Here is a 17,329-nt window from a genome sequence, read left to right as displayed (position 1 = left end):
CGCGGTGTCGGTCCCCAACCCGTAGTCTTGTCAGCCGGCCGAGCGCCGTGCGCGCTCGAGCAGCCATTGCGCGCCCGCACGATCGCCGCCGACGTCGAGCAGCGTCGCGAGATGGGTCAGCGCTTCGTGGTGCGTGGGCCGCAGGTACAGCGCCTTCCGGTAGAAGTCGCCGGCTTCCGCGGCGCGGCCGCGCGCGTCCGCGATCAGCCCGTTCAGGTAGAACGCATCGGCATGCGGACCGACGCGCGCCGAGAACTGCGCGAGCACGCGCTCGGCCTCGTCGAACGCGCCGGCATTCGCCAGCGCCTGTGCGTCCTCCAGCGTCGGCGCGGCGCTTTCCGCCATCGGTGCGAGCGACGCGGCCGGTTCAGCCGCCGTCACCGGCTGGTCGCCCCGCGCGTCGAACGCGGCCGCGCGCATGGCGGGCGGCGGTGCCGCGAACGGATGACGCGTGTCGTCGAGCCACGCCGCCGGCGCAACTGCCAGCACCGAGCGCGTCGCCGCGAGCGGCGCGACCGTGAAGCGCTCCGCGCGCCGATACGGCGCGGCCGCCGCCAGCGGCGCCGCCGGCCGGGCCGCGAAGACGTCGGCCGCCGCCGCCGCGGACTCGCGATGAAACGCGAACGCCAGCGGCACGCGCGCCGAGCGCATCCCGTGCCGCATCGCGACGCCCGTTTCCGCCGGTCCGACGAACAGCATGCCGTCGTCGGCCAGACGCGCGTCGAGCGAGCGGATCACGCGATCCTGCGCGTCGCGATCGAAGTAGATCAGCACGTTGCGGCAGAACACGAAATCGTAGCGAATGCCGGTATCCACGGCCGGTTCGACGAGGTTCGACTGACTGAACTGCACGCACGCGCGCACGCGCTCGTCGAGCAGCCAGCCGTCGCGGGTCGGCGTGAAGTGCCGCGCGCGAAACTCCGTCGCGGTGCCGCGGAACGCATTGCGCCCGTAGCAGCCGAGCCGAGCCTGCTCGATCGCGCGCGTGCTGAGGTCGATCGCGTCGATCGTGAAGCTGGCCGGGTCGAGCCCCGCGTCGAGCAGCGCCATCGCCGCCGAATACGGCTCCTCGCCCGTCGAGCACGGCGCGCTCAGCACGCGGATCACCCGCCCGGGCAGCGCGGCGAGCCGCTCCGTCGCGAGCCGCGCGAGCGTCGCGAAGGCCTCGCGGTCGCGGAAGAACCAGGTCTCGGGCACGACGAACAGCTCGATCAGCGCACGCCGCTCGTCGGCCGACGCATTGAGCTGCTGCCAGTAGGCGTCGAGCGCGTCCTGCGTGACGGGCGGCCGCGCCGCCGACGGCAGGCGCTCGCCGTCCGCCTGCAGCGCGTGCACGCGTTCCGTCAGCGCGCGGATCAGGAAATCGTTGCCGAGCGAATCGGGGTCGATGCCGGTCTCGCGCAGCAGCCAGCCGCGAAATCGCGATTCGGACTCTTTCATGCGGACTCTCCCCCGTGGCCCGGCAGGCCGTCGAACAGATACAGGCGCGCGACGTCGTCGACCAGGTCGGATACCGATACCTGCTGCACGACGCCATCGGGCGTATTCGCGACGGGCCCGAGCCAGCGCGTGCGTGCGGTCGAGATGCCGCTCGAGCGGAACGCCGCGCGGTCGATCCGCATCGTCTGCGTCGCGCGCTCGACGATCAGCCCGATCGTGCGCTCGCCGCCCGCTTCGTCCGCGCGGTAGCGGACCATCACGAGCCGCGTCGAGCGCAGCGCATGGGCGCGGCGCCCGAGTGCCAGCATCGGCACGTCGATCACCGGCACCGGCTGGCCGCCGCGCATCAGCAGCCCGGCGATCCAGTCGGGTGCGCCGGGCACGGCTTTCGTGACCGCGAGCGGCAGCACCTCGTCGATGCCGGCTGCGTCGAGCGCATATCGCCCGCCGTCGAGCTCGAACATCAGGAACAGCGCGTGGGCGCCGTTCTGCGGGTCGGCGCGCGTCACGCGTCGACCTTGAAGCGCGACACGCTGGTGCGCAACTGGTTCGCGACGAGCGTCAGGTCGTCGATCGCCTGCGACGACTGGCGCAGCGACTCGGCCGTCTGCTGCGCGGCCTCCGACAGCTGCGACAGCGCCTGCGTGATCTGCTCGGCGCCGTTCGCCTGCGTCTGCATCCCTTCGTTGACCATCTGGAAGCGCGGCGCGAGCGTCTGCACCTCGGCGATGATCTGCGACAGCTGCCCGCCGACCTGCTGCACGTCGAGCATCCCGCGGCGCACTTCCTCGGAGAACTTGTCCATCCCCATCACGCCCGCCGACACCGCCGACTGGATTTCCTTCACCGTCTGCTCGATGTCGTAGGTCGCCACCGCCGTCTGGTCGGCGAGGCGGCGGATCTCGGTCGCGACGACCGCGAAGCCGCGGCCGTATTCGCCGGCCTTCTCGGCCTCGATCGCCGCGTTCAGCGACAGCAGGTTGGTCTGGTCGGCCACCTTGGTGATCGTCGCGACCACCTGGTTGATGTTCAGCGCCTTCTCGTTGAGGATCGCGAGCTTCGCGTTCACCGAACCGGCCGCGTCCATCACGCTGCGCATCGTCTCGCCCATCCGCGTGAGCCCGCTCTGGCTCACGCCCGCGAGCGTCGCCGACTGCTCGGCCACGCCGGCCACCTCGTTCATCGTGCGCAGCAGGTCGCGCGACGTCGCGAAGATCTCGCGCGAGGTCGCGCCGATCTCGGTCGTCGTGGCCGCGGTTTCGTTCGCGGTCGCCTGCTGCTCGCGCGACGTCGCCGCGATCTCGGCCACCGACGTCGTCACCTGCAGCGACGATTGCTGCGCGCGGGCGACGAGCTCGGTCAGCTCGTCGGCCATCCGGTTGAAGCCCGTCTCGAGCGTGCCGAATTCGTCGCGGCGGCGCAGGTCGAGGCGGCGCGTCAGGTTGCCGGTGCGCATCACGTCGTGCACCTCGACGAGCCGCGCCATCGGGACGGTCACCGACCGGTACAGCAGGTAGCCGAGCCCGAGCGCGGACAGCAGCGTGATCGTCAGCGCGCCGACGAGCACGACTTCGGTGTCCTGCACGGATTCGCGGATCAGCTTCGCGGACTGCTCGGCGAACTTGCGATTCTCCTGCACCAGCACGTTCGCGTTGCGCACGACCTCGGTCCACGCGGGCAGCACTTTCGCGTACGCGGCGACGGCCTCCTCGCGCGACACGCGGCTCTTCTGCACGGCGTCGTTCAGCAGCGGCACGTAGTGGTCGAACGCGCCGCGGAACGCCGCGAAGCGCTGCCGGTCGTCGTCGCGGAACGTCGTGCTCTGATAGTCGACCGACAACGCCTCGACTTCCTTCAGCGCATCGGCGATTTTCGCGAGATCGCGATGCACGCTGTCGGGATCGGTTTCGACGAACGTCGCCTGCTGCAGCAGCATGAACGATTCGTTGACCGAACCGCGCAGCGACGACGCAAGGTAGACGCCCGGCAGCGAGTCGCGCTCGATGCTGACGGCTTCGCTGTTGATCGCGCGCAGTCGCTCGTAGGACACGCCGGCTGTCACCAGCATCAGCACGAACAGCACGCCGAAGCTGAGCAGGATGCGATTGCCGAGCGTCAGCCGGGCAGCGCCGATCGTCGGATGCAGGCTTTCATTGGTCGCGCGGGGCGTTACGGTGGCCATGTTCGTTATGGGCTTTATAAAATCAGCGTTGAAAAAATCCACGCCCGCCGGCGCGCCGGACGGCGCGCCACGAGCACATCAGGGTCTCTCGGGCAGCGCGGCGCCGGCAGGCCGCGCCGCGACATCACCGCTCCGCTTGCGCCGGCAGCCGAAGCGCGACCATGAAGCCGCGCGCCGTATTGCGCATCAGGATCTGGCCGCGATGCCGCGCCGCCGTCGCGCGGACGAACGCGAGCCCGAGGCCGAAGCCGCCGCGCGCCGCGCCGTGCGCGGATTCGAGCTGCACGAACGACTCGGTCGCGGCCGTGCGCTGCTCCGGCGCGATTCCCGCGCCGGTGTCCTCGACACCGATCAGCCAGGCGCCATCCTCGTTGCCCAGCGTGCAGTGCACGTCCGTGCCGGCCGGGCCGTACTTCAGCCCGTTGTCGATCAGGTTCGCGACCGCGCGCGTCAGCATCATGCGGTCGCCCATCGTCACGCATTCGGTATCGGGCACGTGCGCGGCGACCCGGCTGCCGAGTCCGGCCGCCTTCTCCCACAGCTGGTCGACGGCGTCGAGCACGATCTCGTTGAGACTCACGACCTCGTGCGCGCGGCGCTCCGACTGCGCGCGGGTCAGGTGGATGAAGCCGTCGGCCAGCGCGAGCGCGCGCCGTGCATGGCCCGCAATGCGCTCCATGATCGCCGGCATCTCGCCGTGCTCGGTCCGGTAGACGTCGAGCAGCGCGAGGATCGACGTCTGCGGCGAACGCATGTCGTGCGACAGGAAATCGAGCGCCTCGTCGCGCTGCCGGGACATCAGGTAAGAATTCGAGTGATAGCGGATGCGGGCAGCCAGCTCCATCGCGTCGGGGAGCTTCACCAGATAGTCGTTCGCGCCGGCGATGAACGCCTCGCGCTTGACGATCGGCTCCTCCTTCGCGGACAGCACGATGATCGGCACGCGAGCGGTGCCGGCGTCCGCGCGCCACGCGCGGACCAGATCGAGGCCGTCGATCTCCGGCATCACGAGATCCTGCAGGATGACCGTCGGCTTCACGTCGCGCGCGACCGCCATCGCCCGGTGCGCGTCGGTGCACACGTGCAGGTCGATGTCATGTTCGCTGCGCAGCGCGCGGCGGATCACCTCGCCGACGAACGGTTGATCGTCGACGAGCAGGACCGATAACCCCGATTCAAGACAATCCGAGGCATTATCACCGCTCGATTCTTTCATAAATACAGTTTCAAACGCCGATTCTCCAATCGATTCTTTCATAGGAGTTGTTTATCAGACTTGGACGCTATCTTAATTCAGCGGTTGAAAACCCCGCCTGATTCCGCCGACTTGGCCTGTCGGCACCGCCTTGCAGGGTTTCGGACGCCGATTTCTCCCCGTTGGCGGCCGCATTACCTCCGCATCCTTTCTCTCAATAAACATAACCGGCTGATTCTAAATGAAATTAGAACACAGCATCTATCTCAATCCGGTTTAGTTTTGCCAAATATGCAGAAACAGACGGAAACAGTTAAATCGGATCATTTCCGGATTCGAAACACGATAACGTTTGCGAGACCCGCGCGATAAGGCTTGCATGCGCTGCAAGGCTGGCTGCCGCCGCATTTGAGGGCCGGATGAATATCAGCCAATCGGGGGCGCTCGAAAGAAAAAAAGCGCGCCGGGCAACGATCGGCCGGGCGCGCTTCGGGCCGGCTGACGCCGGCCGCTCGATGGCGATGTGACGGAGGTGTGCGGCCTTACCCGCGCGCGTGCTGCGCGGACACTTCCTGCAGGTCGAGGTCGCGTTCGAGCGCGTGCAGCATCTCGTCGTGGATGCGCCCCGAACGGTGCAGGCGCAACAGTTCCGCGCGCCCCGCCCGGATCGCGGCCAGCACGACGTCGTAGTGCGCGGCACGCACTTCAGCCGGATACGTCGGCTCGTTCTTCGCCCTTTCCGTCAATTCCGCGCGATACGTGTACTGCTCGAGCAGGCGTGGATGGATCACGACCCCGTTCTCGTCGCGCACGAGCGGCTGGATCGCCGCAAGTTGCGCCGCCTCGACGTACGCCCACGTCTGCGGCTCGGTCAGGTGGTGCGACGCGCGTTCTTCACGCTGCGGCAGGCGCAACAGCCGGATCAGCGGCCCGATCGTCGTGCCCTGCAGCAGCACGGTGACGAGGATCACCGCGAACGACGCGACCAGGATCACGTCGCGGCCGGGCATCGCCTCGGGCAGCGACAACGCGATCGCCAGCGTGACGACGCCGCGCATCCCGGCCCAGCTCATGATCGTCGCGGCCTTCCAGTCGGGCGCTTCGCCGCGCCGCGCGATCCCGCGCACCGGCCACTTCAGCGCCTCGACCGCGTAGATCCACACGAAGCGCGACACGATCACCGCCGCCAGCACCGCGAGCATCGGCGGCACCATCGTGGCGAGCACCTGCTCGAAACCGCCGAGCCGGTGGATCGCGCCGCGCAGCGACAGCCCGATCAGCACGAACACCATCGCTTCGAGCAGGAACACGATGACCTGCCAGAACGCGGTGCCGCGCGTGCGCACCGCCGCCGAGAACACCTCGTGCTGATGCCAGCCGACGATCATGCCGGCCGTGACGGTGGCGATCACGCCGGACACTTCGACCATTTCCCCGGCGATATACGCGATCCAGCCGGCGATCACCGCGACGGTGATCACGAGATAGTCGTCGTCGAGCAACTTCAGGAACCACACGACGAGCTTGCCGACCACGAAGCCGACCACCACGCCGCCGAGCCCGAGCTCCGCGAAACCCACGACCGCGTGGCCGAGGCTGAAGGTGCCCGACAGCGCCGCGACGACCGCGAAGCGGAACAGCACGAGGCCGGCCGCATCGTTCAGCAGGCTTTCGCCTTCGAGCAGCACCATCAGCCGGCGCGGCAGCGCGACGCGCTCGAGCACGGCCTTCGCCGCCACGGCGTCGGGCGGCGACACGATCGCGCCGAGCGCGAAGCACGCGGCCCACGGCAGCGACGGCGCCACCCAGTGCACGGCAAAGCCGACCGCGAACGTCGTGAACACGACCGCGCCGATCGCGAGCAGCAGGATGCCGCCGACGTTGCGCTTGAACTCCTCCCACACCGAGAAGTACGCGCCGTCCATCAGCAGCGGCGGCAGGAACACCAGCAACACCAGTTCCGGATCGAGATTGATCGGCGGCAGGCCGGGAATGAACGCGATGCCGATGCCGCCGATCAGCAGCGCGGCCGCGGGCGGCAACCGTAGCCGCTTGGCGATGCATTCGAGCGCGACGATCGCGAGAAATGACAACAAAACCAGCTTGAATGCCGAGACGGGGGACATGAATCGACCTCGTGAAGAATGAATTCGCGCGTTCCGGTGTCGTACCCCGGTCGGCAGTTTCGCGCGATTACATCACGAGGCGAGGCCCGCAGTCGAGCGCGTTCGAGCCGCCCGCCGTGCGAGGCGGTCACGATGCGGGCCCGGCGCCGGCCCAATGCGTGCGGCGCCATGAAAAACGGCACGCGGGCCGGCCCGATCGCCCGCCCGCGTGCCGTCGCGGCACCCGCGCCGCCTGCCCGCGCGTTACCGGCGCCGCACGACCATCAGCCGCGGCTCGGTCATGTCCTCGATCGCGTAGCGGATCCCTTCGCGGCCGAGGCCCGAATCCTTCACGCCGCCGTACGGCATGTTGTCGACGCGGAACGACGGCACGTCGTTGATCACGACGCCGCCGACCTCCAGCTCGTCCCACGCGCGCTGCGCGTGCGCGAGCGAATCGGTGAACACGCCGGCCTGCAGCCCGAAGTCGCTGTCGTTCACGCGCGCGAGCGCGTCGTCGAACCGGTCGAACTTCTCGAGGATCGCGACGGGGCCGAATGCCTCCTTCCGGTACAGGTCCTGCTCGTGCCCGACGTTTTCCAGCAGCGTCGCCTCGAACATCGCGCCATCGACCTTGCCGCCCGCGACGATCTTCGCGCCCGCCGCGACGGCCGCATCCATCCAGTCCGACAACCGGCGCGATTCGGATTCGGAGATCATCGGGCCGACGAACGTCGACGGATCCTTCGGGTCGCCCATCTTCAGCGAGCGCGTCTTCGCGATCAGTTTCTCGCGCAGCGCGTCGTACAGGTCGGCATGCACGAGGATCCGCTGCACGCCGATGCAGCTCTGGCCCGACTGGTAATACGCGCCGAACGCAAGGCGCTCGACCACGTAGTCGAGCTGGTCGCGCTGATCCGCATCGACGATCGCGGCCGCGTTGCCGCCGAGTTCCAGCACGACTTTCTTCTTGCCGGCCTTCTCCTTCAACGCCCAGCCGACGGCCGGCGAACCCGTGAACGACAGCAGCTTGAACCGCTCGTCGGTCGTGAACAGGTCGGCGCCGTCGCGATGCGCGGGCAGCACCGAGAATGCGCCCTTCGGCAAGTCGGTTTCCGCGAGCACTTCGCCAATGATCAGCGCGCCGATCGGCGTGCGGCTCGCCGGCTTCAGCACGAACGGACAGCCGGCCGCGAGCGCGGGCGCGACCTTGTGCGCCGCGAGATTCAGCGGGAAGTTGAACGGCGAGATGAACGAGCACGGGCCGATCGGCACGCGCTTCGTGTAGCCCGTATAGCCCTGCGCACGCGCGGAGATCTCGAGGTTGATGATCTCGCCGTCGATCCGCACCGATTCCTCGGACGCCACACGGAACGTATCGATCAAGCGCGTCACTTCGCCCTTCGAATCGTTGATCGGCTTGCCGGCCTCGATGCACAGCGCCTCGGCCAGCTCGTCGAAGCGCTCGCGAAAGCGCGCGACGCAATGGTCGAGCACGGCCTGCCGCTTGTAGGCCGGCAACTCGCGCATCGGCTTTGCGGCATCGACCGCCGCGCCGATCGCCGCGTCGATGGCCTTCGCATCGGCCAGCGCGACGCGTGTCGCGACCTTGCCGCTGAACTTGTCCGTCACGTCCAGATCGGTGTTCGCGTAGACGGCTTCGTTGGCGAGGTAGTACGGATAGGTTTCCTTCAACATGGAACGACTCCTTCCTGTGAACGTGGCATTCAGAGTTGCGCCGACAGGCGCTTGATCTCGCGGTTCAGCACGCGCTCGTTGTCCGAATAGTCGATCGGCACGTCGATCACGTGCACGCCCGGCGACGAGAAACACTCGCGCAGCAGCGGTTCGAGATCGTCGGCCGATTCGACGCGATGCCCGTGCGCACCGTAGCTTTGCGCATACGCGACGAAATCGGGGTTCTGCAGCGTCATCGCGAAATCGGGGAAATTCATGTTCTCCTGCTTCCAGCGGATCATCCCGAACGCGTCGTCGCGCAAGATCATCACGACGAGGTCGAGCTTCAGCCGCACCGCGGTTTCGAGCTCCTGCGAATTCATCATGAACCCGCCGTCGCCGCACACGGCGATCACCTTGCGCTGCGGATGCACGATCTTCGTCGCGATCGCCGACGGCAGCCCCGCCCCCATCGACGCGAGCGCGTTGTCGAGCAGCAGCGAATTCGGCTCGTGCGCGCGCCAGTAGCGCGCGAACCAGATCTTGTACATCCCGTTGTCGAGACAGACGATGCCGTCGACCGGCATCGCGTTGTACAGATCGTTGACGATCCGCACCGGGTACATCGGGAAGCGCGAGTCGTGCTGCCCCTTCTGCAGATGCGCGTCGAAATGCTCCTTGATCATCCGGAAGCGCTCGAAATCCCAGTGCGATTGCGGCGTCACCGCTTCCTTCATCTGCCACACCGCGTTCGCGATGTCGCCGACCACCTCGATCTGCGGGAAATAAACAGGATCGACCTGCGCGCCGAGGAAGTTCACGTGGATCACGGTCTTGTCGTCGGTACGCATGAAGAACGGCGGCTTCTCAATCACGTCGTGGCCGACGTTGATGATGCAGTCCGCATGCTCGATCGCGCGGTGCACGAAATCGCCGTCGGACAGCGTCGCGTTGCCGAGCCACAGCGGATGCGTCTCGTCGATCACGCCCTTGCCCATCTGCGTCGTGAAGAACGGGATGCCCGTCTTGTCGACGAATTCGAGCAGCATCTTGCAGGTGGTCTTGCGGTTGCCGCCCGCGCCGATCATCAGGAGCGGATGGCGCGCGGCCTGGATCGCGTCGACCGCATGCGCGACCGCCTTCTCCTCGGCCACCGGCCGCCGGCTGTAGCTGCGCGGGATCGGCTTGCCGTCGCCCTCCTCGTGCGCGATGTCTTCCGGCAGCTCGAGGTGCGCGGCGCCCGGACGCTCTTCCTCCGCGCGGCGGAACGCCTCGCGTATGGCCGACGGGATGTTGCCGATCGACACGATCTGCCGCGTGAACTTCGTGAGCGGCTGCATCATGTCGACCACGTCGACGATCTGGAAGTGGCCCTGCTTGCTGGACTTGATCGGCTTCTGCCCGGTGATCATCAGCATCGGCATGCCGCCGAGCTGCGCATAGGCGGCGGCCGTCACGAAGTTCGTCGCGCCGGGCCCGAGCGTGGCGATACACACGCCGGTGCGGCCCGTCAGGCGGCCGTAGGTGGCGGCCATGAACCCGGCCGCCTGCTCGTGCCGGGTCAGCACGAGCTTGATTTTCGATCGCCGCAGCGATTCGAGCAGATCGAGGTTTTCCTCGCCGGGAATGCCGAACACGTACTCGACGCCTTCGGCTTCCAGCGCCTTCACGAACAGATCCGATGCTTTCATGGGGACTCTCGGTTGATGCCGCCTGCCCGGCCTACGGACACGCAGCGTTCAGAACGCGCGCCGGCCTACGGCACGCGGACGCTTTACCTACTGGACACAAACCACGGCACTGCCCGCCGCGCAGCACGCGCTGCATGGCGGCGCCTCCGGATACCGGAGGACAAACGGATCCGCCCGCGCGCGGCAAACACGCACGGGCGGCAAGGACGTTTTTGATTGTAGACGGATTCGGAAGATCCCGACTTCGGCCGAACGGCCATTTGGCACACAAGCGAAGCGCGTGGCCCTACTGTAGCGGCATCGAAATTCAACCCATCAAACATGTGAACCATGGTTGACAGACTGCAATCCATGCCCTACAGTGCGCCTACGTTCAGCATCCGGACCACCGACGTCTTCGACACCTGGTTTGCCGGCCTGCCGGATCGCGTCGCGAAGCGCCGCATCCAGGCACGCATCGACCGCCTCTCGATGGGCAATCCGGGCGACTGGAAGTCCGCCGGCTCGCCGGTCGTCGAGATGCGGATCGACCACGGCCCAGGCTATCGCATCTACTACGTTCGGCGCGGAACGATCTGGGTCATCCTGCTCTGCGGCGGCGATAAATCGACGCAACAGGCCGACATCCGCGCCGCGCACGCGATGCTCGCGCATCTCGACATGGAGTAACCGATGGACAAGATCAGCACCCGGCCCTGGGATTCGGCCGATCATCTGAAAACCGAAGACGACATGGCCGACTACTTCGAAGCGTGCCTGCAGGAAGCCGGCGACGATCCGGCCTTCATCGCGCATGCGCTCGGCGTGATTGCACGGGCACGCGGCATGTCGCAGGTCGCGCGCGATGCGGGCCTGTCGCGCGAAGGGCTGTACAAGGCGCTGTCGCACGACGGCAACCCGAGCTTCGGCACGATCCTGAAGGTCATCAAGGCGCTCGGCCTGCAGCTGCACGGCGCGAAAGCGCACGCATGACGCGCGGGCGCGGCCCGTCTCGCCCGCCGCGCGATACCTGTGGCCGTGTCAGTGCAGCCAGCCGGCCGCCCAGCGCGGCACCAGCGACACCAGATACAACCCGAGCCCGATCAGGCCGCCGACCAGCGTGCCGTTGATGCGGATGTATTGCAGGTCCTTGCCGATGTTCAGCTCGATCTGCCGCGACATCTCGCGCGCGTCCCAGTTGCGCACCGTGTCGCGGATGTGGCGCATCAGGAAATCCGCGAAATCCGGCGCCATCTCGTGCACGGCCTTCTCGACGTGCTCGTTCAGCGACGCACGCAATGCCGGGCTCTCCGCGAGCCGCGCGCCGAGCCAGCCGCCGAGCATCGCGGCCTGCCGGTGCAGCGCCGAATCAGGGCGCGCGAGATCGGCCTTCAGCCACGCGCGCAACTGGTCCCACAGGTCGCGCGCATAGTCGTTGAATGCGGCGCCGTCGCGGACATAGCGCTTGATCTCCTCGCCCTTCTCGATGAACGCGGGATCGTGCTTCAACCGCTCGCTCAAGCGCACGACCGTCCGGTCGAAACGTTGCCGCAGCTCATGCTCGGGATCGGCCGCCACGCCTTCCAGCACGCGGCTCACCGCGCTCGCGAGCATCCGCGCGCCGTTCTCGCCGAACCACTGCGTCGGCATGATCTTCTCGACCTTCGGGTACTGCGTCTTCAGCCATTCGACGATGAAACCCGCGATCACCTCGCGGTTCTCCTCCTTGTCGAGCACGTCGACCACCTGTTCGATCGCGTCGTCGAGCAGCGCCTGGTGGCGGCCGTCCTTCGTCAGCGTGTCGAGGATCGCGCCGGCCGATTGCGACAGGTCGATCCGGTCGATCACCGCGCGAAACGCGTCGTGCACGAACGACTGGATCCGCGCGTCGTCGGTCATGTCGAGCGCGAAACTCATCAGCTTCGTCACATAGCCGCCGAGCGCCTCGGTGTTCGCCGGCTCGCCGAGCCACGCGCCGAGTTTCTGCGCGGGATCGTGCTGGCGGATCTGCGCGGCGAGTGCGTCGGGGCCGAGGAATTTCTCGCGCACGAACACCGCGAGGTTGTCCGCGATCTTGTCCTTGTTCTTCGGAATGATCTCGGTGTGGCGCGACACGAACGGGATCGGCACGCGGCGAAACAGCGCGACGACCGCGAACCAGTCGGCGAGCGCGCCGACCATCGCGGCTTCGGCCACGGCCTTGACGCCGTCGACCCACGGGCCGCGCGGCAGCAGGATCGTCGTGACGAACACCGCGACGGCGGCCAGCAGCAGCCACAGCGCGCGGCGCTTGCTGCGTTTCAGTTCGAGGGCTTTGTCTGGCGTCATGGGCAACGGGTCGGGCGAACGATGCCGCTAATATGCACCGGTTGCGGGGCTGCCGACAAACATTGCGGCACCCTTTGCGCGGGCAGCGCCCCGCCAGAGCCTACCGGCGGAGCGCGCACGGCGCCGGCCGGCATCGCTGCCGCATGCCGGCCCGGACGACCGAGCGCCCGCTACATGAACGTCTTCAGGTTCACCGCCGGATCCGCAAGTTTCACCGGATCGGGCACCGCCCCCGCCGCGATCAACCGGCGCGATGCGCCGATGTCACGCCCCACGTTCGCCGCCGCCACCGCGACGATCCTGCCGTCATCCCCCAGGCCGAACACCGTGAACGGCCCGCTCGCCGGATCGCCGCGCACGACGATCGTGCGCTCGCCGCCGAACAACCCGAGCATCTGCAGGTTGCAGTCGTACTGATCGGACCACAGCCATGGCAGCTCGGCATAAGTCTCGTCGGCGCCGAGCAGGTTCGCGGCCGCAACCGCCGGCTGGTTTTCGGCCACCTGCCACGATTCGATCCGCACGTGACGCCCGAGCAGCGGATTGAAGTGCATCGTCACCTCGCCCGCCGCGAAGATCGCGGGATCGACCGTGCGGCAGCCCGCGTCGACGCGAATCCCGTTGTCGACCTCGAGCCCGGCCGCCTGCGCGACCTCGACATTCGGCACCACACCGATGCCGACCACGACGAGGTCGGCCGGCACGTCGCCGTGATCGGTCTCGACGATCGCGCCGCCGCCCGGTGCGCGACGGATCGCGCGCGGCAGCGTCGCCATCTGGAAGACCACGCCGCGCGCATCGTGCAACCGATGCGCATACGCGCCGACCACTTCCGGCAACGCACGCTGCAGCAGGCGCGGCGCCGGATCGATCACCGTCACGTCGCACCCGAGCTGGCGCGCCGCCGCCGCGACCTCCAGCCCGATGAACCCGCCGCCGAGCACCGCCACGCGGCGGCCCGGCGCAAGCTGCGCGCGCAACGCACGTGCATCGTCGACCGTGCGGACGTAGTGCGGCGTGACGCCTTCGTCGATCTCACCACCGAACATGCGCACCCGCGAACCCGTCGCGAGCACGAGCCGCGCATAAGCCAGCGTCGTGCCGTCGTCGAGCCGCACGCGCTGCGCATCGCGTTCGATCGCATCGACGCGCATGCCGAGCCGCAGCTCGATGCGCTGCGCGTCGTACCACGCGGCGTCGCGCACGAACGCACGCTGCTCGCCGCCGTCCGTCAACAGCGCGTCCTTCGACAGCGCGGGCCGGTCGTACGGCAGCTCGCGCTCCGCGCCGATCATCACGATGCGCGCCGCCGCGTCGCGCTCGCGCAGCGCTTCGGCCGTGCGCCGCGCGGCATGCCCGGCGCCGACGATCACGAACGGATCAGCCGACATTGACTTCCACCTGCCCGTCGACGATCCGGATCGGATAGGTCCGCACCGGCTCCGTGATCGGTGCGCATTTCGGCGCGCCGGTGCGGATGTCGATCAGCCCCTGGTGCAGCGGGCATTCGACGCAGCCGTCCTCCACATAGCCTTCGGACAGCCGCGCATGGCCGTGCGTGCAGAGGTCGTGCATCGCGAACAGTTCGTCGCCGATCCGGAACACCGCGATCGGCTTCTGGCCGGCGACGCGCGCGGCCGGTTCGTCTTCGGAGAATTCGTCGAAAGCGCCGAGCGGATGCCACTCGGTGAGCGTTGCTTCGGTCATGTCAGTTCCTTGCTTCCGTATCAGATCGGGGTGGCGAGCAGCGTCTGCACGCGCGACGTGTCGTAGATCACCCGCTTGGTCTTGTAGCGCAGCCCGTCCGGCGTGCGCACGACCGTGTCGTAGTACTTGCCGGCCTGGTACACGTTCGACTCGCCGTTGCTGCGCGTCTGCACGACGACGTAGTTGCTCTCGGTGTCGATCTCGCCGTCGCGTTCCGCGACGATCGTCAGGCCCGACGTCATATGCCGGTACGTGTGCTCTTCGTAGATGTTCGCGTGCCGCAGCGACACCACGCGGTCGCGCAGCATCCGCTGGTTCGTGCAGTGGACGATCCCGACCGGCAGCCCGAGGTCGGCGTTCTCCTTCGGCACGATTTCGTACGTGCAGTCCTCGGTGAACATCGTCGGCCACGCTTCGAGCCGGTCGTTGTCGAGGTGCCCGATATAGCGGTTCTGGAGCATGTAAATCTCGAACCACGTCTTCATGTCTTCCGTCAGGTTTTCCATCGTTCCGCGCTCCCGCCTCAATAGCCCATCAGCTTCTGGTAGCCGACCCAGAACTTGCGGATCAGGCTTTCGGTGATCACCGTGTCCTGCTGGTCCGGATTGCCGCGCGACATCTCGATCACCGACGTCGCGTCGCCGTCGCGCACCGTGCCGCGCTGCACGAGCTCGGTCGCCTCCGTGTCCTCCATCGAGATGTAGCCGGCCGGCCCGACGAGGTTCGCCTGCTTGATACGCAGTGCGCGCAGCTCGGGCGTATCGTCCGCGTAGCCGAAGAAGTGGAAGATCAGCTCGAAGTTGTCGGGGCCTTTCGGCAGGATCTGCCGTGCGACCAGCGTGTTGTGGATCTGCTGGATCACGAGCTGCGGGAAGATCGGCTGGATATGGTTCGTGCAGTCCTCGTCGTATTCCGACACGAGGTCGAGAATCGATTCGTCTTCCAGATGAAAACCTTCGTCGAACGAGCGGATGTTCTGCTGCTTGTACGCGGCCGACGTGTCGTCGCCCGTCTTCGTCACCGTGATGATGCTGTGCAGCCCGTGGTTCGCATCCGGAATCGAGCGCGCCTTCATCCCGACGCGGAAGATGTTGAAGGTCGTATGGAACAGGTGCAGCATGCTCGCGTGATACGGGTCCTTCACGTTCTCCATGTACAGCTTCCAGTTCGACTTCGAATACTGACGCGTGCAGCCGAGATACTCGATCGGCTTGTGGAAGATCCGGTCGATCCACGGCCGCATCTGCTCGCCGAGATAGTCGGGCAGCGGCATCACGTCGTCGCTGAAGGTCGCGAACACGAGCCCGCGGTAGCTGTCGACGCGCAGCTTGCGCAGCCCGTGCTGCTTCGGGTCGAAGTCGGCCGGCATCCCGGACATCCCCTTCTGGCCGCGCCGGAACGGCACGCCGAGCAGGTTGCCGGAATTGTCGAAGCTCCACTGGTGATAGACGCAGGTGTGCGAGCTCGCGTTGCCGCGCGACTTGCGGCACACCTGTGCGCCGCGGTGCGCGCAGCGGTTCACCCACGCGGACAGCGCGCCGTCCTCGGTGCGCGTGACGACCACCGGCGTGTCGCCGACGAACGTGCTCTTGAAGTCGCCGGCGTTCGGGATTTCCGCTTCCAGCGCGACGAAGTTCCACGTCGGGCCGCGGAAGATGCGTTCCTGCTCGCGATCGTAGACCGCGCGCGAGCTGAACACCTTGTACGGCACGCGCGAGCCGTCGTCGTGCGGAAAGCTCACGTCGGACGCGTCGTCGCGCGCGGCGAAAACGACGGGCGATTCTGTCTGCTCCATGTCGGACTCCTTGTCGATCCGTTGCGTTGAATGCATGGAGCCGATTTTTGAAAAGCTAATATTCGCCGTCTATCCGGAAAGTGCGATTGCGGCGGCGCAATATCCACTTTCGGCGGATTTCTGCGCTAGCATGACGGCACACACGACCCGGCGCACGATCGCGACCCATTGATCGGATCGAAGCGCACGCCGTCCACACCAAGGCTGATGCCCATGTCCCCAACGTCGTTCGAGCCGCTCGCGCTGCGCGCGCACCGGCTGTTCGAATCCCGCGATCTCGACGAGACGCGCGAGCGGATCTCGCGCGTGATGCAGCCGCATGCGCTGCTGCCGAACGGCCGCACGCGGGGCGCGTCGCACATGGATTTCGTCCGGCTCGGCGGGCTCGGGATCGGCACGATCGCGTTCGGCGACGCGATGCGCGTGCAGGTCGACGCGGTCGACGGCTACTACCTGCTGATGTTCTGCCTGTCCGGCCAGGCCGAGGTGCGCGCGATGGGGCGGCAGCTCGGCGTCGACGGCCAGACCGGCGTGCTGTGTGCGCCCGGCGAACGCTTCGACGCGGTGCTGTCGGCCGATTGCGAGCAGTTCGTGCTGCGCATCGACGCGGCGACCGTCGGCTCGCTGACCGGCGACCCGCGCGCGACGCTCGATCCCGTGCTGCACGTCAGCGACGCCGCGCTCGCCGCGTGGCGCCAGCAACTGATGCTCGTCGCACGCTCGCCCGAACTGCTCGAACGCGCGAACGCAAACCCGCGCGTCGCCTCCCAGCTCGAGCACCTGCTGATCGACCTGCTGATCGAAGGCCACCCGCCGTCCGTGCTGCAGGCGTCGCACCGCGACCCGGCGCCGGGCTTCGTGCGGCGCGCGCAGGAGTTCGTGAACGCGCACTACGCGCAGCCGCTGCAGCTCGCCGATATCGTCCAGGCCGCCAACGTGCCGGAACGGACGCTGCGCGACGCGTTCCTGCAGTTCCGCGGGATGAGCCCGATGCAATACCTGCGCGCGACGCGGCTCGACCACGCGCGCGAGCTGCTGCGCGGCGCGATATCCGACCGCCGGATCGCCGATGTCGCGCTCGATTGCGGGTTTACACACCTGGGGCGCTTCGCGATCGCGTATCGGGAGAAGTTCGGGGAATCGCCGTCGGAAACGCTCGACGGGAAGCGGTAACGTCGTCGCGCATGCTCGCGCGCCCGGGCGGGCGGCTTGCGTAACCGCCGAAACACT

The 17,329-nt window shown here is 67.5% G+C and carries 15 protein-coding genes; 3 read left to right on the top strand and 12 right to left on the bottom strand.

Going from position 1 to position 17,329, the window contains the following annotated elements:
• Positions 1–30 precede the first annotated feature (30 nt).
• From CFB39_RS21610 to CFB39_RS21575, 7 genes are all read right to left on the bottom strand, one after another.
• A complete protein-coding gene (locus tag CFB39_RS21610) occupies positions 31–1,440 on the bottom strand; it encodes a CheR family methyltransferase (RefSeq protein ID WP_089474378.1) in 1,410 nt (469 codons plus the stop codon).
• Positions 1,437–1,949 carry a chemotaxis protein CheW gene (locus CFB39_RS21605; protein WP_089432330.1) on the bottom strand — a complete coding sequence of 171 codons (513 nt, stop codon included), beginning with the start codon at positions 1,947–1,949 and terminating at the stop codon, positions 1,437–1,439. The genes CFB39_RS21610 and CFB39_RS21605 overlap by 4 nt, the downstream gene beginning before the upstream one ends.
• On the bottom strand, positions 1,946–3,622 hold the full coding sequence (locus CFB39_RS21600) for a methyl-accepting chemotaxis protein (RefSeq protein WP_089474377.1): 1,677 nt from the start codon (positions 3,620–3,622) through the stop codon (positions 1,946–1,948). The genes CFB39_RS21605 and CFB39_RS21600 overlap by 4 nt, the downstream gene beginning before the upstream one ends.
• 124 nt (positions 3,623–3,746) lie before the next feature.
• Entirely contained in the window at positions 3,747–4,880 is a 1,134-nt protein-coding gene (locus CFB39_RS21590; RefSeq protein ID WP_089474376.1) for a hybrid sensor histidine kinase/response regulator, read from the bottom strand.
• Positions 4,881–5,359: 479 nt separating this feature from the next.
• Positions 5,360–6,943: a Na+/H+ antiporter gene (locus CFB39_RS21585; protein ID WP_089428076.1), complete on the bottom strand. Its 1,584-nt coding sequence runs from the start codon at positions 6,941–6,943 to the stop codon at positions 5,360–5,362.
• A 243-nt stretch (positions 6,944–7,186) separates the two neighbouring features.
• A complete protein-coding gene (locus CFB39_RS21580; protein WP_089474375.1) occupies positions 7,187–8,620 on the bottom strand; it encodes an aldehyde dehydrogenase family protein in 1,434 nt (477 codons plus the stop codon).
• 29 nt (positions 8,621–8,649) lie between these two features.
• The gene (locus CFB39_RS21575) at positions 8,650–10,290 is read right to left on the bottom strand and encodes an acetolactate synthase large subunit (RefSeq protein ID WP_089428078.1); all 1,641 of its coding nucleotides are present in this window, start codon (positions 10,288–10,290) and stop codon (positions 8,650–8,652) included.
• 351 nt (positions 10,291–10,641) lie between these two features.
• Between CFB39_RS21575 and CFB39_RS21565 the strand changes: the two genes are divergently transcribed.
• Both CFB39_RS21565 and CFB39_RS21560 read left to right on the top strand, forming a co-directional pair.
• Entirely contained in the window at positions 10,642–10,959 is a 318-nt protein-coding gene (locus CFB39_RS21565; protein WP_347880112.1) for a type II toxin-antitoxin system RelE/ParE family toxin, read from the top strand.
• 3 nt (positions 10,960–10,962) lie between these two features.
• Positions 10,963–11,262 (top strand): addiction module antidote protein, encoded by a 300-nt coding sequence (locus CFB39_RS21560; RefSeq protein WP_021157290.1) that lies wholly within the window; start codon positions 10,963–10,965, stop codon positions 11,260–11,262.
• A 48-nt stretch (positions 11,263–11,310) separates the two neighbouring features.
• Here CFB39_RS21560 and CFB39_RS21555 read toward each other — a convergent pair whose 3' ends face one another.
• The 5 genes from CFB39_RS21555 to andAc all read right to left on the bottom strand — a co-directional run bounded on the left by CFB39_RS21555 (position 11,311) and on the right by andAc (position 16,099).
• Positions 11,311–12,597: a DUF445 domain-containing protein gene (locus CFB39_RS21555; RefSeq protein ID WP_089474372.1), complete on the bottom strand. Its 1,287-nt coding sequence runs from the start codon at positions 12,595–12,597 to the stop codon at positions 11,311–11,313.
• Between the two features lie 170 nt (positions 12,598–12,767).
• Positions 12,768–13,988 carry an anthranilate 1,2-dioxygenase system ferredoxin--NAD(+) reductase gene (andAa, locus tag CFB39_RS21550; protein ID WP_089474371.1) on the bottom strand — a complete coding sequence of 407 codons (1,221 nt, stop codon included), beginning with the start codon at positions 13,986–13,988 and terminating at the stop codon, positions 12,768–12,770.
• A complete protein-coding gene (gene andAb / locus CFB39_RS21545) occupies positions 13,978–14,304 on the bottom strand; it encodes an anthranilate 1,2-dioxygenase ferredoxin subunit AndAb (protein WP_089474370.1) in 327 nt (108 codons plus the stop codon). The genes andAa and andAb overlap by 11 nt, the downstream gene beginning before the upstream one ends.
• 20 nt (positions 14,305–14,324) lie before the next feature.
• Positions 14,325–14,810 (bottom strand): anthranilate 1,2-dioxygenase small subunit AndAd, encoded by a 486-nt coding sequence (gene andAd, locus CFB39_RS21540; RefSeq protein WP_089443060.1) that lies wholly within the window; start codon positions 14,808–14,810, stop codon positions 14,325–14,327.
• A gap of 17 nt (positions 14,811–14,827) precedes the next feature.
• Entirely contained in the window at positions 14,828–16,099 is a 1,272-nt protein-coding gene (gene andAc, locus CFB39_RS21535; RefSeq protein WP_089457761.1) for an anthranilate 1,2-dioxygenase large subunit AndAc, read from the bottom strand.
• Between the two features lie 213 nt (positions 16,100–16,312).
• Here andAc and andR point away from each other — a divergent pair, with 213 nt between their 5' ends.
• Complete coding sequence (andR, locus tag CFB39_RS21530) at positions 16,313–17,272, top strand: anthranilate 1,2-dioxygenase regulatory protein AndR (protein ID WP_089474369.1); 960 nt, start codon at positions 16,313–16,315, stop codon at positions 17,270–17,272.
• Positions 17,273–17,329 lie beyond the last annotated feature (57 nt).

This window comes from Burkholderia sp. AU6039 (assembly GCF_002223365.1).
Lineage (GTDB): Bacteria > Pseudomonadota > Gammaproteobacteria > Burkholderiales > Burkholderiaceae > Burkholderia.
The sequence above is the reverse complement of the archived record's forward strand: the minus strand, read 5'-3'. Positions and strand labels throughout refer to the sequence as shown.

Coding starts and splice junctions, on each gene's coding strand:
- CFB39_RS21610 (WP_089474378.1), bottom strand. CDS start 1,440: ATGAAAGAGTCCGAATCGCGATTTCGCGGCTGGCTGCTGCGCGAGACC.
- CFB39_RS21600 (WP_089474377.1), bottom strand. CDS start 3,622: ATGGCCACCGTAACGCCCCGCGCGACCAATGAAAGCCTGCATCCGACG.
- CFB39_RS21590 (WP_089474376.1), bottom strand. CDS start 4,880: ATGAAAGAATCGATTGGAGAATCGGCGTTTGAAACTGTATTTATGAAA.
- CFB39_RS21585 (WP_089428076.1), bottom strand. CDS start 6,943: ATGTCCCCCGTCTCGGCATTCAAGCTGGTTTTGTTGTCATTTCTCGCG.
- CFB39_RS21580 (WP_089474375.1), bottom strand. CDS start 8,620: ATGTTGAAGGAAACCTATCCGTACTACCTCGCCAACGAAGCCGTCTAC.
- CFB39_RS21575 (WP_089428078.1), bottom strand. CDS start 10,290: ATGAAAGCATCGGATCTGTTCGTGAAGGCGCTGGAAGCCGAAGGCGTC.
- CFB39_RS21565 (WP_347880112.1), top strand. CDS start 10,642: ATGCCCTACAGTGCGCCTACGTTCAGCATCCGGACCACCGACGTCTTC.
- CFB39_RS21560 (WP_021157290.1), top strand. CDS start 10,963: ATGGACAAGATCAGCACCCGGCCCTGGGATTCGGCCGATCATCTGAAA.
- CFB39_RS21555 (WP_089474372.1), bottom strand. CDS start 12,597: ATGACGCCAGACAAAGCCCTCGAACTGAAACGCAGCAAGCGCCGCGCG.
- andAa (WP_089474371.1), bottom strand. CDS start 13,988: ATGTCGGCTGATCCGTTCGTGATCGTCGGCGCCGGGCATGCCGCGCGG.
- andAb (WP_089474370.1), bottom strand. CDS start 14,304: ATGACCGAAGCAACGCTCACCGAGTGGCATCCGCTCGGCGCTTTCGAC.
- andAd (WP_089443060.1), bottom strand. CDS start 14,810: ATGGAAAACCTGACGGAAGACATGAAGACGTGGTTCGAGATTTACATG.
- andAc (WP_089457761.1), bottom strand. CDS start 16,099: ATGGAGCAGACAGAATCGCCCGTCGTTTTCGCCGCGCGCGACGACGCG.
- andR (WP_089474369.1), top strand. CDS start 16,313: ATGTCCCCAACGTCGTTCGAGCCGCTCGCGCTGCGCGCGCACCGGCTG.